The 17,489-nt window shown below is 39.8% G+C and carries 9 protein-coding genes and 1 pseudogene; 6 read left to right on the top strand and 4 right to left on the bottom strand.

The features are described from left to right. The 3 genes from ACFE90_RS13790 to ACFE90_RS13780 form a co-directional block, all read left to right on the top strand. The coding region (locus ACFE90_RS13790) for a WD40 repeat domain-containing protein (RefSeq protein ID WP_375501353.1) at positions 1-593 on the top strand (593 nt) is incomplete at its 5' end. A gap of 85 nt (positions 594-678) precedes the next feature. Beyond that, complete coding sequence (cbiE, locus tag ACFE90_RS13785) at positions 679-1,887, top strand: precorrin-6y C5,15-methyltransferase (decarboxylating) subunit CbiE (RefSeq protein ID WP_375501351.1); 1,209 nt, start codon at positions 679-681, stop codon at positions 1,885-1,887. A gap of 280 nt (positions 1,888-2,167) precedes the next feature. Next, a complete protein-coding gene (locus ACFE90_RS13780; protein ID WP_375501377.1) occupies positions 2,168-2,428 on the top strand; it encodes a hypothetical protein in 261 nt (86 codons plus the stop codon). 682 nt (positions 2,429-3,110) lie between these two features. Here ACFE90_RS13780 and ACFE90_RS13775 read toward each other — a convergent pair. Beyond that, entirely contained in the window at positions 3,111-8,789 is a 5,679-nt protein-coding gene (locus tag ACFE90_RS13775; protein WP_375501375.1) for an alpha-2-macroglobulin, read from the bottom strand. Positions 8,790-9,296: 507 nt separating this feature from the next. On the opposite strand from ACFE90_RS13775, the gene pbpC reads away from it, so the two are divergent. Then, positions 9,297-11,660, top strand: coding sequence for a penicillin-binding protein 1C (gene pbpC, locus ACFE90_RS13770; protein ID WP_375501349.1), 2,364 nt, complete (start codon positions 9,297-9,299; stop codon positions 11,658-11,660). A gap of 412 nt (positions 11,661-12,072) precedes the next feature. Here pbpC and ACFE90_RS13765 read toward each other — a convergent pair whose 3' ends face one another. From ACFE90_RS13765 to ACFE90_RS13755, 3 genes are all read right to left on the bottom strand, one after another. Continuing rightward, positions 12,073-13,689, bottom strand: coding sequence for a sensor histidine kinase (locus ACFE90_RS13765; RefSeq protein ID WP_375501347.1), 1,617 nt, complete (start codon positions 13,687-13,689; stop codon positions 12,073-12,075). A 46-nt stretch (positions 13,690-13,735) separates the two neighbouring features. Then, entirely contained in the window at positions 13,736-14,236 is a 501-nt protein-coding gene (locus ACFE90_RS13760) for a hypothetical protein (RefSeq protein WP_375501345.1), read from the bottom strand. A 256-nt stretch (positions 14,237-14,492) separates the two neighbouring features. Beyond that, the gene (locus ACFE90_RS13755) at positions 14,493-15,482 is read right to left on the bottom strand and encodes an NmrA family NAD(P)-binding protein (RefSeq protein ID WP_375501343.1); all 990 of its coding nucleotides are present in this window, start codon (positions 15,480-15,482) and stop codon (positions 14,493-14,495) included. A 140-nt stretch (positions 15,483-15,622) separates the two neighbouring features. On the opposite strand from ACFE90_RS13755, the pseudogene ACFE90_RS13750 reads away from it, so the two are divergent. Continuing rightward, positions 15,623-16,391: pseudogene (locus tag ACFE90_RS13750) on the top strand (red chlorophyll catabolite reductase). A 33-nt stretch (positions 16,392-16,424) separates the two neighbouring features. Then, entirely contained in the window at positions 16,425-17,468 is a 1,044-nt protein-coding gene (locus tag ACFE90_RS13745; protein WP_375501341.1) for a nitrilase-related carbon-nitrogen hydrolase, read from the top strand. Positions 17,469-17,489 lie beyond the last annotated feature (21 nt).

Raw genomic sequence — 17,489 nt, 5'->3', positions numbered from 1 at the left:
AAAATATTCATGGTCATGAAGGTTGGGTAACAAGTATTAGTTTCAGTCCTGATGGTAAAATTATTGCTTCTGGTGGCGATAATGATGGAACTATTGAACTTCGGCGGCTAAATGGAACTTTAATTAGTACCCTAACTGGACATAGAAAAGGTATTAATAGTATTAGTTTTAGTCCTGACGGTAAAATTATTGCTTCAGCAAGTAAAGATAAAACTATTAAACTTTGGCGGTTAGATGGAACTTTAATTACTACCATGACTGGACATAGTGGTTCAGTAAATAGTGTCAGTTTCAGCCACGATGGTGAAATTATAGGTTCTGGTAGTGATGACAAAACTATCAAACTTTGGAAAAGAGATGGAATTCCCATCACTACATTGATTGGACATAAAGATTCAGTAACTAGCCTCAATTTTAGCCCGGATGGTAAAATTATTGCCTCTGCTAGTAAGGATGGTAAAGTAATTTTTTGGAGTTTGCAATTAGATGATTTACTCACGCGAGGATGTCAATGGCTCCAAGATTATTTTCTCACTCATCCAGAAACTCATGATAATTTGCGTCCATGTAGCAAAAACCATAGAATAATGTGAATCTAAAAATTCGGAACAGACTTAAACAAATGGCTATTTATGAGCAAATTGGCAGAAGTAGTAATTAATTTAATCATGAATTAGCATGACACAGAAATGGCTTTCTATCGTCGGCATTGGGGAAGATGGGTTACAGGGGTTAAGCGCGATCGCTCGTTCTCTAGTCAATCAAGCTAAAGTAATTGTAGGAGGCGATCGCCATTTAGCTATGCTCCCTACAGATGAGCAACGTGAGAAACTAGTCTGGACATCTCCCATTAGCACTTCAGTAGAGGAAATCAGCCAGCGTCGGGGTGAGTCAATTTGCGTACTTGCAAGTGGCGATCCGATGTGTTACGGCATTGGTGTTACCTTGATGCGGCGAATTCCCGTCTCTGAAATGACGATTATCCCCGCACCTTCAGCCTTCAGCCTTGCCTGTGCCAGGGTTGGATGGTCTTTAACTGAGGTGGAAACCTTGAGTTTGAATGGTCGTTCATCCTCTCTACTCCAGTCTTACATCTATCCAAAAGCGCGGCTGTTGATTTTGAGTGAAGGAAAGGACACACCCGCCATTGTTGCTGAAATTTTGACAAATCGCGGCTATGGTGGCAGTAAAATTACCGTGTTGGAGCGCATGGGTGGCGCTCATGAAAGAATTGTGGAAGGTACGGCTGCATCTTGGAGTGAAACTGAAGTTGCGGCTTTGAATGCGATCGCAGTTTATTGTATTGCTGATCCTGGGGTTATTCCTTTACCAAGATTACCAGGATTACCAGATAACGCCTATCACCACGATGGACAGTTAACGAAGCGTGAAGTCAGGGCAATCAGTCTAGCAGCTTTGGCTCCCACACCGGGAGAATTATTGTGGGATGTTGGCGCGGGTTGTGGCTCTATTTCTATTGAATGGATGCGGAGTAATGCTCGGTGTCGAGCGATCGCGATCGAACAAAATGCTTCTAGACTACTATATATTGCCGATAATGCCGCTACTCTCGGTACTCCAAATCTGCAAATCATTGAAGGTAAAGCGCCTCAAGCCCTGAAAGACTTGCCTACACCAGATGCCATTTTTATTGGTGGTGGGGTGACAGCAACGGGACTTTTTGATGTTTGTTGGGAAGCACTGCGACCGGGTGGGCGTTTGGTGGCAAATGTGGTGACGGTAGAGGGTGAGCAAACTTTATTTCAATGGCATGAACGAGTCGGTGGCGATTTAACTCGTATTGCAATTCAACGAGCTGAACCTATTGGTAAATTTTTGGGCTGGCGAGGAATGGCGGGTGTGACGCAATGGGTAGTTGTCAAATAACAAGATGAATCATAAGTTAAGGGAACTTAATTTCAAATTGAAATTTTTTTTACTTATGATTGCAACGCTATTACCAGAAACTGGTTTAGTTCACACTTAATATTTATAATTGAAAAACCTTACTGTTATTGCAGCTAATAAGCAGCTAATTGCTGTATAATTAGTTTTGTGTTCCCTTTTAGACTAGCTCATGGTTTGCAACAATTGCGGCAATTTATTTATTGAAGCGATTTCTGTTGTGATTATCGTTGACAAAAAGTCACTTATTGGGGGTGAAGTAATGGACGATCATAATCTTGACGACAAAAATAAATTTCTTTACCCTCGTAGTCGCTATTACGGTCAAGTTAAGCCAGAGAATTTAGTATTTAATGCCAACCTTCAAGAATTTGCTCAAAAAGTTGGCTACATTACCAGTTTAGAAACATCTGGAAAGCTTGAGCCAGAAGATGCTTACAAACAGATTAAAGCACTTTGGAAAGAGTTGAAGCGTAGTAAAAAAGCATTGTTTATTGGTGAGGAACCACGAGAAAAATCCTAAAGTTGCTTAAGAAAGCCGATAATGCGATCGCTATTTATAATTACTCTTACAGAAGTGCGTTCGCCTGTGTTTCAAGTACCCTGTTTATCTACTATTAGATTCCTCAACTTTTCTTCATCAAAACTAAGCCCATGACGTTCTAAATATGGGCGTAAATTTATTTTAATGAATAATATCAAGTCCGGTGAATCACTTACGATTACCGTATCTGTGCAAAAATCTCAAAAGCCTCTTTCCCCCTGCTCCCTGCCCCCTGCCCCCTGCGGTTTTAATGATAAGTCTTTAGCCGGACATGATATAAATCTTTCAGTTCTTGGGCGATTTATTGGGGTGGATTTCCTGATAATGCGTAGGCGTAGCCCGCCGCAGGCATCGCAATCAAACGTTCTGCTGCTCGGACTTTACCACAGTCTATTGCAAGAGTTGCAGTACTGCAATGTAATACTGAACGAGTCGGCTCGGCATCAAGTTGATTGGCAATCAGTGCAGCAGCTTGAAATTCTTTTTCAAAGGCTTGTTGAGATAGCTAATTGGCTTGCTCCAGGTTACCTCTGAGTTTAGCAGTAAAAGCTGCTTCGCCCAAATCCATCGCTTGTTTATGCAACTGCTGAATCTGACTCATTTTTCCACAATAAAAGATTGTACTTGATTGCAGTGGAAGGCGTGCGATCGCAGAGAATTATTACTTATTTTCCTCCAATATTAGCGTAGACTCAGCAGTACGCCCAAATTCTTCTGGTGCATATTGCAGGTGAACTTCTGCACCAGGCCAAGAAAATGTACCAGGAGTAACAGAACGGACTAAGTAATGCAGACTATAAACTCCTGGTTCTAAATGGTCGGCGTAGGCGATAATGCGATCGCGGTAGATATTTCTAAAGCCAAGTTCCCAGCTATCGGCTTTTGCTTGTAATGCAGCTGTGGTAGTTTGAAAACTTGCATCCACCGCCTCAAAACCCGATGGTAACGGATCTTTAATCACCACATGATCTACAGGATGATCGGCAATGATTTCTAAACCAATATCAAACACTTGTCCAGAGGCTAAAGTCAAGGGTTTATCGAAAGCGTAAAGACCTGTTTTTTGTAAAACTTTCTCTTTATTTACTTGACTAATTTCTCGTATTATCCGTAAACCATTAAATCTGCCTGGTTGATTTCCCTGCAAGCGATAATTATAAGCAACCAGATAGTGTAAAGTGCCATTACCTGATTTTTGCAGCGTTAAATCTTGACGCCCACGAGGTAATAGATTCATCGGCACAATTAGTTGTAAACTAGGATTTTTGTAGCCTTCAAAGCGATTTTCTCCTAACTTATTACCAGCTAATTGCACTGTGGCAACAAAATTAGGTGGTGTGGGTTGCAGTTGGCTATATTCTACCAAAGCTGTTAAAGCTTGGGCATTATTATAGTTAGTTTGCCATGTGCCATCCCGTCGTAGTGCCAGAAGACTTTGGAATAATTTATCTATAACTTCGGGTTTACTTTGTTTGGCAATAAATAAGCGTAAAGCTTGCGCTTGCGTCGTAGTAGATGAACTCATCCATCCCCAACTGCTGGGTAAACTCACAACTGCTGTGCGACCAGTTTCATATATACTCTGTTGCAGCCTGTTTACTAATTGTTGAGATTCATCTTGCCATTCTGGGAATTGAGATAAGTATCGCGCCAGTTTAATTTGAGTTACTAAATCAAAATTATTGCGCTGTTCATAAATATCTCCGAGAAAAGTATTGCGTTTTTCACCCAATTCTGCTAAAGCAATTAAGGCATTAATTTGCAGTTGCCTTTTACATAGTACTTGTTTGCAAAAATCGTATTCTCCAGGATTCGCCAAAACTTTTTGCAGATAAGTTTTAAGGCGAGACAGCAATGCAGAATCGGTTAAATTAGGGAATACCTGACTAGCTTTAGCTAAAGATTCAGCCGCATAAGAAGAAACCCAAGGGTCAGATTTTTCTTGTTTAGGGAAAGCAGCAAAACCACCATCTGCTATTTGGAGTTTTTGTAATTTTTCAATGGCTTGTTTTACCTGTTGGCTAGGATTAAATTCGGAAAATGTCTGACCATATTTTTGTGTAAGATTTTGCAGATTGGCAGCAATTATTAACTGACTTGCAGCAGGTTCTGTAAACGGTAAATCATCATCTTCTAAAACCTGCTTTGCTGGTGCTTGAATCTCCGGTATCAAAGTACTTGCCAACTGAATATCTAAACCTCCCGCGTCAGGGAAGATATTTTTATCAACATTCACGGGAATTTTTACCTGTTTTTCAATGACACCAGTTTCAACAACTTGTTCTGTAATTTCAATTGGCTTAATTTCCAAAGGAACTTCAAAAGCATCTGCGGCTGTACCATTTAGTTGAGTATTAAAGCGAACTTTACCAACTCCCACACTATCTGCCAGCATTGGAAAGCGATAAGCGTGAGTTGCGGATTCAGCTTTGGTTTGCAAAGCAGTAGCTGTGGGGTTTTTGTCAGCAAACTTCACCGTACCGCTAAGTTCGCCATTTATTGAGAGATTTCCTGTATTCCCAGTGTTGTTAGTTACAGATAAACCAGCAAGGATGCGATCGCCTGGACGGGCAAATTGTGGCAAGATGGCATTAGTTAACAGTGGCTTTGTGGTGATAAACGTCGCGTCCCCATTTCCGAAACGCAGATTTCCATCAGTGGCCACAGCCATCACCCGCCATGTAGTTAAGTCATCCGGTAATTTAAAGGTTATCTGTGCATTACCATTAGCATCGGTGAGAACAGAACCGTTGTAGTAAGTTAAGGCTTGAAAATCTGTGCGAGTGCGAGTATTGGCTGCACCAGTTGAAAAACCACCGCCATAACCCCAACCTTTAGGTTTAGCTACATCTTGTGGTTGTAAAATTACATCTGGTCGATTATCGCTAAAGCGGGTAGATATCGGCTGTTCTGCATAAACTGTATCCACCAAATCTGGCGGACGATAACCAGAAAGTTGTAACACCGCTTCATTTACCACCATGACTGTAAATTGTCCTTTGGTGGGATTGCCTTGATTATCCTTCAGTTCTAGTTGTACCGTTTCCTCTGTACCAGGTTCTAATGATGCTTGAAGTGGCTTAACTTGCAGTTTTAAATACTTATCTTCTAAGTTAACTTTAAAAGGTGTAAAACCAATCTTCATCAAGTTATCTAAACTTCCGGCTTCCACTTGGTTGATGGGTTTACCTTGTCTGACTAATACAGCTTCAATGGCTGCATTTGGTAGCATTTCTGGCGTGACTTTAAACTGAATTTGTGGTGCGCTTCCCTGAGTTTTGGTAATTTGCTGATAAAGGGGTTTGTCTTTAATCACAGCAAAGTACAATTCTGCATCTGGATAGGGAGATTGAATTAGTACAGTAGCGGTTTCGCCAGGCTTAAACTCTTTTTTATCTAGCTGAATTTCTAAGACATCTTTTTCTTTAGAACCCCAAAATACAGGATTTTCTCCAGTTGCCCAAATTTGTAAATCTGTGGCACTTAATTCGCCTTTGGCATCACTAAAATTAACTATAATCCGGTATGAACCAGATTCCGGTGCTGTCAAATTTACCGATTGTGGATTGCTAGCAGATGTAATTTCTGCTTGTCCGACTGTTTTATATTCAACTTGATTTTTTGGTGTTCGGCTACCTTCCACCAACTGCGTGACGCTGCTGTATTTAATCTGTTGTAATTCCAGGCGTACCCGTTGGTCTGTAATCGCCTTTCCTGTAGGATCAGTAACAATCACTTCAATAGGAAAAGCCTTACCAGCATCAGCAATGAAATTACTTTTTAACCCGATAAGGCGATTACTTGGTAAGGCTGTAAAAGTTTTGGAATTCGCGACAGACAGATTAGAAACATCTGCAACTTGCACATCTACCTGGTAAGTCATCGGATATGGTAAATCATTAGCCACATTCACAGTTTGACTACTTTTACCATTAGCATCTAGCTGGGCATTAGTTTGCAATACATCACTAGATATAGTAGGGGTTTCCTCGGGCCATAACCATTGCCTACCAAAAGTAAATTCATCCCAACCTTTAGGAACAAAATTAGCCTGCTGGCGAGTGATAAAATATTTTGCTTCGCCACCTTCTACAGGCGCACCAAATAAATAATTGCTTGTGGCATTAATATTAACTTTCTCGTCAATAAGAGCAAATTCTTTATCTAAGTTTAGTTCGACTTTAAAATTGGGTGGCTTAAACTCAGCTACCCGAAATTCTCCAGAAATTTCTTGCCCATTCTTCCCCTTCGCCTGGATTGTATAATAGCCTAAGCGCTGAGTAGTTTTGATTGGCAGTTCTAGAGAAAATGTACCAAATTCATTTGTAGTTTGCGTACCTAAATTAGTCTTTTGCCCATCAGGATTAACCAAAGTTAATTGGTAAACAGCATTTTTATCTTGTTGGATTGTACCATTTTGCAAATAGTCAGCGAAACCAGTCAACCAAGCTTTTTCGCCTGGTTGATACAACTGTCTATCCGAGAAAATTACCCCGCGTGATTCAGGTTTAGCAACTTGCCAATCTGCATCAATACCATAGCCATAAACACCGCTATATTCTTCAACTCTAGCAAATGCCCAATCTTGATTTTCTCGGGCAATTACTAATAATTGTGGTGATTTACTATAACTTTCATTTCCCGAATAACATTGCTGTAATCCTTCACGAATAATTGTAAAAGTTCCATTTTCATCAGTTTTACCCGTTGCACAAGGTACAGGTTCGGGGCGAGATTTAGCCTGTAACTTTGATTGATAAATCTCAACAGCAGCCGCTTGAACTGGTGAACCATCTGTAAGATGATTGACGCGAATTAAGCCTGACTCAGGAAACCACTGAGTAAATACGCCCAAATTCGTCAATTCAACCATGCCATAAGTCGTAGGTTCACGCCACAGTTCCTTACCATTCTCCTGATATTTATTAGTGCGGGCTTGCACTCCATAAGCTAACATTCCCGTAGCTGCACTTATTTTTTCTCGCAGAGGAACAGCAATATCAACTGATTGATTTTTTTTACCCGATACCTTAAAGCTTTGCCAATCAGAAGGTTGTGGTAATAAATCATTACTATTATTAAAATAAACTAAATCTGTAGGTTTAACTACTTGATAAGCTGCTTTGTACTTAGATTCTGGTAGATTTCCCGTACTAATATTTAGCTGTAAATCCTTACCTGTGGGGAAAATATTCAAATCTGAGGGTACCCAAATATCCCCAGCTAAATCTCCAGTATCATATTTAAGTGTGACAGGTTTACCTAAAGTTTGCCCAAACTTATCTTTGAGGTTTCCGCCGATAGTAATTGTATAAGTCTTGGCGGGTTCTAGCGCATAAGGATTGATGCCGACAATTTTATCTTCATCATTTATTTGGATAATTCTCGAAATTTCTTTTGGTGCTGGATTAATAGTAATGTTTTCTTTAGCTGAATCTGCCACTAAGACGTTATTAAATTCTAGCTGAGGACTGCCTTTAATAAATCTTCCAAAAGTTCCCCCTGCATCTGGCTGTCCGTAAAAGTTAATTTTTTGAAATGCCAAAGGCGAATAAGTTGCTAACTTACTGGCAAATTCTTTCTCTGTAGGTAGATTACCATACGCAGGGCGGATTCCGGGAGAAAATACTAGGCGATAAGGGGTTGCTTTTTCAAGATTTTGCTGGGGGATAAGGTTATAAATCCAATTGCGTGCTGAAGGGTCAAATTTTTCTAAAGTTTCTTCTTCATTTTTTAATGGTTTTTCTTCTTTGTTTAATTCGACTTTAAAGTCTACACCCTTGTTTTTTCCTTCAGGATTTAGCTGTAAATGTTCTTGTACAGAAGCTAAATCCAATTCGACATTTGAAGTAAACTGTAATTTCTGTTGTAAATCAATTGGTTCGATATCAGCTTTTTCAATGGGATTGACACCGGGTAAATTAGTCAGGTTGATAGATTCGGTATTGAAAGTCCAAGGTAAGTCTTTGTCTAGGTGATGATTTTTTAAATCGGCTAAACCTGTTTTGAGGGTGACTTGAAATCTTGTCGCTATTGGCAAGGCTTTCTCGGCTTGAAAACCCACCATGCGCGGTGTTAAAAAACGAAATTGACCGGGTAAAGGCGGCCAAAGCGCAAATTTCTCTAATATTTTCTGCTGTTCTGGACTGTCAAGACTTTCAACTGGGATTAAAGCTTCTTTAAAACGGATGCGGATTTGGTTAAGAGATTTTGCATCCCCAATGGGACTAATTTGTTCAATCCAGTCTGGTAGTTTAGGCGGGGTGAGTGCGGATACTGCTGGGAGTTGTTCTTTACTTGAGTTGATACCAAAAAAATTACACCCTGCCATACCTAGCATAAATGTAAAGAGAAGAAGATACTGTATTTTTCTCTTCTGGCTTGAAGAATGACTAATTTTTTTTAACGTAGACGCTTCGGCTTGCCGCAGGCTACCGCCAAGTACGCCAAGGAAGAAATAGAGAATTTTATAGTGGAAGCGGAGTATAACTCTGATAATCATATTTTTAGTAATTAAAAATAAAAATTCACAAATTATAGACAATAAAAGTTTGCATTCCCTCATTGAATTGGCAATGCCAAGACTAATAAGGGAAGGCTGATGACTATTTTTTACTCAAATATTGGATAAAACTTATGTTTATTTACATAGATAACCAATACCGTGTGATTGTTCTGCAAAATCACTACAAATCTTAACTATGAAGAAGTATTTAAGTTATGCAAATATTAATTTATATCTGCTAAGTTATGACAAATTAATTGTTAAGGATTTGACATATTTCCTGATTTAGATTTAATCGCCACGTCAAAATTAAGGTAAGTTTTCTTGGGCAGGGATTCCCTGATGAAACTAATTTTACGATCGCTACTCAAAATTAAGCGCACTAGTAAGGTTATCCTGGCTGTGCTGGTAATCTGTCTGGTTGTACGTCTACTACCTTATTTTGCGCCCATTCGTGCCGCAGATATTGCTCAAAATCAGTTGGCAATGCAATTTAGCGATCGCAATGGTTTACCATTAGGAACACTACTTACCCGTGACCAAGAGCATACATCAGTAGTACCACTAAATCAGGTTTCGCCCCAGTTTATCCACGCTATTTTAGCCGCCGAAGATGGCAGCTTTTACCATCACGGGGCATTGGATATGAAAGCTATTATCCGCGCCAGCAAAGAAGCCATCCACGCCAAACGAATTTTTTCCGGTGCTTCCACAATTACTATGCAGTTAGCGCGGATGTTAGATCCTGTACCGCGTAGTTTCTCTGGTAAACTGAGTGAGATTTGGCTATCTTGGCGGTTAGTAGCAGGGATAAATAAAGATGAAATTCTCTCTGCATATATCAATCGCCTGCCTATGGGAGGGAATATATATGGTGTGGAAGCAGCAGCGCAGACTTATTTTTCTATCCCAGCTAGTGAGTTGAATCTTGCTCAAGCTAGTTTGTTGGCTGCTATTCCCAATAATCCCACATACTTTAACCCTTACCAGCATTGGGAACGACTAAAGCAGCGACAAAAATACGTCCTCAATCGTATGGTACGCGATGGATATATTAGTGGAGCGAACGCAGCCCGAACATCCGCCGAAAAAGTTGTGTTTCAATCTCGCCAACGGGGAATTATCGTCGCACCACACTTTTTGTTTTGGTTAGCCAATCAAATCCCTCTTAGTCCCCCTTATAAAGCGGAGAATCAAGCCTCTCTAGGGGATCAATCCGTTATCCGCACGACTATAAATCGTCCTTTACAGCAGTTTGTCGAAGCACAGGTGCAACAGGTGATTTCTTCTCTCGCCGCCAACAATGTCCATGATGCAGCTGCGTTGGTGATTGACAATCACACTGGTGAAGTTTTGGCTTATGTTGGTTCGCCTGATTATTTTAATGAAGGCAAACTGGGACGCAATGATGGAGTACAGGCGCTACGTCAACCAGGATCTACCCTCAAGCCTTTTGTGTATGAATTAGCTTTAGAAAAAGGTTTAATTCGCCCAAATACCATTTTGGCAGATGTACCCGCCCATTATGCCATTCCCGGCGCGAAACTTTATAGCCCCACAGATTACACTGAAAGCTTTCTTGGCCCTGTGCGGGTGCGAATCGCTTTAGCAAATTCCCTAAATGTCCCCGCAGTGAGGGTTTTAGAAAAAGTAGGCGTAGAAACTTTCTTAGAACGTCTGCATCAACTGGGCTTTGAACACCTTAATCAAAGCCCAGAATATTACGGTTTAGGGTTAACTCTCGGTAGTGGCGAAGTCAGTCTATGGGAACTTGCTAGAGCTTATGTTACTATGGCACGACTCGGAGAAGCTACGCCGCTAATAAGCACATTTTCAGATTCCCCACTCCCCAGTACAGACGCGATTAATCGCGTCTCTACCTACTCCCCACTCCCCAAGCACACAATATGGCAATTAATCACCAACATACTCAGTGATAACTATGCTCGTGCAACAGCATTTGGTGTAGACTCAGTGTTAAATTTACCTTTCCCTGTTGCTGTTAAAACTGGCACTTCTTCCAATTTTCGGGATACTTGGACAGTTGGCTTCACCACAGATTACACCGTCGCTACTTGGGTAGGTAATTTCAACGGCGAACCGATGCGTCAGGTTTCAGGTGTTACCGGGGCTGCACCCTTGTGGAATCGAATTATGTTACACCTGCACGAACATCAAGAACCAGTAGGCTTTCCACCTCCAGAAGGTTTAGTGCAATTACCTGTTTGTGCAATTTCGGGGTTACGACCAACACCAGATTGTACCTCAGTAGTGCAGGAATATTTCTATCCAAAAGATAAAATTGCCTATGAAGGTGACAATCAATTCAATTTACCACCAGAGTATGATGAGTGGTTTGCAAAACAACAGCAATCGAGTCTTATTTCTACCAATTTGAGAATTTTATCTCCGCATCATGGCGATTTATTTTTACTGTATCCAGGTGAAGAAGCGAAGCAAAAACTCGAATTTAAGCTAGCGGGAAATAAATCTGTGCCTGTTGAATGGTGGCTAAATGGGGAAAAACTAGATACAAACTCAGCTAATTCTTTATTTTGGAATTTGCGTCCTGGTAAGTGGACTTTGGAAGCAAGAAGCGGGGAAATGACCGACAAGGTAAGTTTTCAGGTAGAATTAGCTAGTATTAAACCTACGCGTCGAGGATTTTCTATTAGTAATTCTCAGGTAAAGGAGAATAATCCATAAATAAAAAAAGGCAGGAATTACCTGCCTAGTTCCGTTAAACAGTTTAATAAGTAAAGTATTGCAGATCATATTGACAAAGCCATTGCAAAATTATGTCAAAGGTATGACCACAAATAATACAGCATATTTCAAGTTAATGATATAGCAATCCTAAATCATTTGTGAGAGAAACAATCGCTGAAAAGCCTATGAATACGTACTTTTAATCTCCGTATTTTCTCACATTTCAATTCGGATTGCTATATACACAAGCTAAGTCCCAAAACCAGATATAAAGCCTGTTTTACTTCTGAATTCTGACTCCTGAATTCTGAATTCTGCTGTATATCTGTTCCAGCAACAATGTAAGCTTGAACAAGAGGAAGGGAGCAGGGGCAGATAGAAAAGAATGCTGCACAGTCGATATATTTGCTTACCGCGTCTGCTTGATAGGAATCTCAATCAAAAACTCTGTACCCTTACCGGGTGCAGAAATACACTTGATTTTTCCCTTGTGCTTATCTACTATAATCTGGTAACTAATAGATAATCCTAAGCCAGTGCCTTTACCTATAGGTTTAGTAGTAAAGAAAGGATCAAACAATTTAGTCTTAACTTCCTCTGGTATTCCTGGTCCATTATCTTTAATACTAATAATCACGCACTCCTCATTCTTAACTTGAGTATGGATCATAATAGAGCTAAGGTGTTTTTTAGTCTCTCCTTTTAAACTTAAACACTCTTCTTCCCATTCATATAAAGCATCAATAGCGTTACTTAAAATATTCATAAATACCTGATTCAGTCCTCCTGCATAACATTCAACAAGAGGCAAATCACCATAATCTTTGATTATTGCAATCTCCTGCTGTTTATGCTTTCCTTTGAGACGATATTGTAAAATTAATAGAGTGCTATCAATTCCTTGATGAATATCAACAGGTTTCATTTCTGCTTCATCAAGACGCGAGAAGTTCCGCAAAGTTAGCACAATCTCACGAATGCGGTCAGTACCAACTGCCATTGAGGATAAGACTTTCGGCAGATCATCAATAATAAACTCTAAATCTATATCATCAATAAGACTACTTAGTTGTGGGTTATAATTAAATTTTTGTTGCTGATACAAGTTAATTAAAGTTAGTAAATCCTGACTATATTCTCTAACATGCATCAGGTTACCATAAATGAAATTAACTGGATTATTTATTTCATGAGCAACACCAGCAACTAGCTGACCTAATGAAGACATTTTTTCAGTTTGAATAAGTTGTACTTGAGTGTGTTGCAATTCTTGCAGTGTCTGTTGTAATTGATTATTTTTGTGTTTTAGTTTTGCCGTTCTCTCTGCAACTTGCATTTCTAACCTATAATTTATTTCTTCTAAGGCGGCTTGAGCAATTTTTTTAGCTTTTAAGTATTGCTGTAATAAGTGCAATACTAAAAGCCATGCTGGAATTAGCATTGCTAAACTTATAATAGATTCTAAAATTGCCCAAAACATTCTTTTATAATAATTATCAACTTTCTGCTGTAATTGAAGTGATATATTACGCTTTCTTTTAGCAACACCATCAGCATAAATTTGTTTTTGACTTTCATACTCTCGGTTAGAAAGTAATACTTGCGCTATCTCTTTTTGATTTTTTTTAACCAATTCAAAAGATTGATATTCTATTTCTACTAAGCGTTGATTAGCAGCATCAACTTTTTTAGCATCCTCATTTTCATACACTTTAGGAGCCAATTTAATAGATTCTTTAATAGCAAGATCAAGTTTAGGTTCAAATTGGCGATACCGTTCTTCCCAAATAAATTTTCCTGTAGCAGCATTCATGCGTGCTGACATCGTTAACACTTCATCAAGATAAGTAATTTCATCACTCAGTATTTGGAGTTTAAATTCATATTTAGTAATACTATTAAAGTTATGATATGCTTGCCAATTGAGGCAAATTTGAGGAATAAACAAGATTAATGTTAGCAGTAACGTTATAGTTACTATTTGAGAGGGAACGAATCTCAGTTTATTAGAAAGATAAAGGTGCATTTTGATAATATTTTTTAGATATATGTTAATTGAGTATTAACCAAATTTAATAATTTCCTATAAGTTTTATTTCATCAGGATTAATCCCAAAAATATTTCTCAAATTTCTTATAGGTTCATCTTGATAAATTTCAAAGTTAATCTCATTTATTTGTTTAATTTTAATTTTTCTCCCATACATAAAACCTAAATTAAAATTTATTAAATCTGATGTCGAGAAATTATAAGGATATGGATATATAAATTTAGCAAAAAGTTTATAGATGAATAAATGTAATTGATTAGTCTTTAAGTCATTACCCATTGTAAATCCAATTACAAAAGCTTCCTCTTGAGGAGAAATGCCTCTACCTAAAAGTATGTGAATATAATCATGATGACGCAGACTAATTTTTCCGGGTAACGCCAATGGACTATTAGGGTTCTCTAGTAACCAAATTACAAAAGGAATTTTTGGTTTATGTAAACTAAATATTACTGCATGTACTTTTTTTAAATTCATTTGAGCTATGTCTAGTTGAAAATTTTCATCTAAATCAAAAGCCATATTCTTACTTGTAACCAAATAACTAACTTATTAGTATTTGTTTCTACTCTGATTTGTCTATATCTACCCAGAAAATTATTTTTATTTTTATAATTAAGTATAATAAAACCTATTTTCTATGAAGTTACAGTATTATTACTGAATTTAGAGTAAGGGCAAAGGCATCTAAATGAGGAATCATCGACTGATAAAGTGTCATTGCGATCGCTCGTGCAAAACTCTATAACCGCCTACTTTTGCCACAGTGTACTTCCAATCACAGACTCTCGTAGGTGAGTTCTGTATTTGCCCAGTTGGTTTCTGCCAAAAATTCCCTAAATGTGGTCAGAAGTCCAGGAAACTCCTCTTCTCGTAAACGCCAGACATCGGCTTGATAACCTTGCTTGCGATACCACTGAATCAAATCGAACAGTTCCTTTTGCAGCAAGAGTAAGAAAATCCAGGCGGGTGTCTCTTTGTAGACAACTTTCATCCCTTGCGCTTGGGAGAATGCCTCTGCCATCTCAAGAGGAGTTAGCACATCGCCAGCTAGCTCAATTTCTTGACCAATATACTTAGTGGGATGTTTAATTACGTAAGCAGCAACGCGACCCATGTCCTTCGTTGTAATTAGATGAAGGGGCTTGTTTGGTTGAATAGAAAATGGGAAACTACCTTTGAGGATGGAAGGTCGCGTGTACTTCTTCCAAAACTCCTCCATAAACAAGCAGGCTCGCAACATGGTAGTCGGTAAGCCAGCTTCTTTGAGAATTTTCTCTACTTGATACTTTTGCTCAATGCGAGGGATTCCTGAATTTCTATCCGCCCCACCTGCGGAATTGTAGACAAAGTGCTTAATGTCAGCCTGTTTAGCTACTTGTGCAACTCGCCTTGCTCTCTCCACCTCTAGCGGGTCAATTTTAGCAGAGTCCGCAGAAGTAGCATGGCAGTAAACAGCCGAAATTCCTGTAAAGGCTTCTATGAGGGAGATTTCATCGTCGAGGTTGGCTTTTACCAGTTCAACTCCGGCATCGTTGAGTTTTGCAAGAGTTGGACGATTAAGGTCAATTTCTCTAGTGATAACTCGCAGGTTGGTAACTTTCTGTTCGAGAAATCCCTTAACGACATTTCCACCTGTGCCGCCAGTAACTCCGATGAGTAAAACTTTATCAGTGTTTGACTCTGTGCGATCGCGGAAATTTGACATTCTCTCTTCTACCTGGAGTTTTTCATTTAAATTAAGTTTATCCAAAGACAACAGAAGCAAACAATAATTCCACGCCACTTACAGTCGTTCTGCCTCAGTGAAAGATTTAAGAAGAACTCTGACAGAAGCTAGATGCTGGTTTTTTGCCTTTACATTATGCTTTGTTTGCATTCATTATCTAAAAAGGATACATACAAACAGTGCTTGAGCAGCAACCTAATGTAGACAGTACAGCTTTATTTAAACAGTTGTGGGGTTTGACAAACGAACTCCGTCAGAAAATAGACGCTCGTTTTGAATTACATTCAAATCCGTCTACCAAGAACTTTCAAAACTACTCTGCCTTGATTGGAGAAGCCCACGGCTCGCTCAATACCTTCTCTGGTTCAGAAATTGATTGGCTAGTGCATTCATGGTTGCGCGAACCTAAATCAGGCTTTTGCAATATGCACCTAACTGTTTGGCTCAAGTCGCAAATTCGTGTTCCTCATTTGGCTGTTGTCTTTGCCACGGTTCCAGAACTGTTCTTTTTTATAGATTACGTCCCTCGGACTGATCTATTCACTGACCTAAATTATTTGGATCGTTACTACGAACCCGTGAACCAGACATATCTGGCGTTTCTTGAAGATTCGCGTTTTCAGCAGTATATTAGCAAAACGCTGTATATCCGTCAGGTACAATCCCATACTAGTTTGTGTTACACCAGTCCAGTTACAGAAGAGACACTAGCTCGTGTTCAAACGGTAGCGCATGAGATGATAGATCGTTGGCTAGGTTGGGTAGATGAAGCTGAACCAGTAGCAGAATCCGAGCGTGCTGCTTTATCTGAGCGTGACTTATTTGTGCGCCGTACTGTTGCTGAACGCGACCCAGACAACCAAATTGCTGTGCGGCTATTTGGAGCAGAAATGACAGAAAACACTTGTACGATCGCTCTGGGGTGGCGTAGGCGTTAGCCCGCCGTAGGCATCGCATTCTATAGAATTTGGTGAGGGAATTTTGGACAATAACACCGATAATCTCAACTCATACCGCGCTTTAGCACTGCAAGTTACCTGTCATGCAGTCAACCAAACAAGCAATTGCCAACAAGCGCGATCGCTCATGCAAAACTCTATCAACCGCCTAGCTCAACAAATTGCTGCCAGTATCGCTTTCATCGGCTTCGATTGTCGTTTAATTGTACTGCCAGAATATTTCCTCACTGGTTTCCCGATGGGAGATTCTCTGGCAGGATGGGCAGAAAAAGCTTGTATAGAAATGGCTGGTGCTGAGTATGAGGCACTTGGTAAAATTGCCCAAAAGCATAAAATCTTTTTGGCTGGTAACGCCTATGAAGTTGACCCCAACTTTCCCGGATTGTACTTTCAAACCTGCTTTATTCTTGACCCTTCTGGCTCAATTGTTTTGCGATATCGGCGGCTAAATTCCTTATTTGCTCCCACACCTCATGATGTTTGGGATAAATATCTTGACTGCTATGGTTTAGAGGGAGTTTTCCCCGTAGCCAAAACGGAGATCGGTAATTTGGCAGCTTTAGCATCAGAAGAAATTTTGTATCCAGAAGTGGCGCGGTGTCTAACGATGCGAGGAGCTGAGATTTTTGTCCATTCCACCTCGGAAGTATACAACAAAAACCTCACACCTAAAGACGCGGCAAAGATTACTCGCGCCGTCGAAAATATGGCTTATGTAGTTTCAGCTAATACCGCAGGCATCGCTAATATTGCTATCCCCATTGCTTCGGCTGATGGTGGTTCTAAAATCATTGACCATCGCGGAATCGTTTTAGCAGAAACAGGTGCAGGTGAAAGCATGGCAGCATTTGCAGAGATTGATTTAGGAGCATTACGCCGCGATCGCCGCCGACCAGGGTTAAATAATTTACTTTCACGCCAGCGATTTGAATTATACGCCGAAAGTTATCGCCAATCACACTTTTACCCAGCTAATACTATGCTGGAGGGAGAAGTAGACCGCAAACACTTCCTCCAAACGCAGCAAGCCACCATTGAACGGTTAGCCAAACTGGGAATCATTTGAATGGGGAATGGGGCAGGGGGC

Origin of the sequence: uncultured Nostoc sp. (assembly GCF_964245445.1) — a bacterium.
Lineage (GTDB): Bacteria > Cyanobacteriota > Cyanobacteriia > Cyanobacteriales > Nostocaceae > Nostoc.
This window is presented reverse-complemented; position numbering and strand designations above follow the sequence as displayed.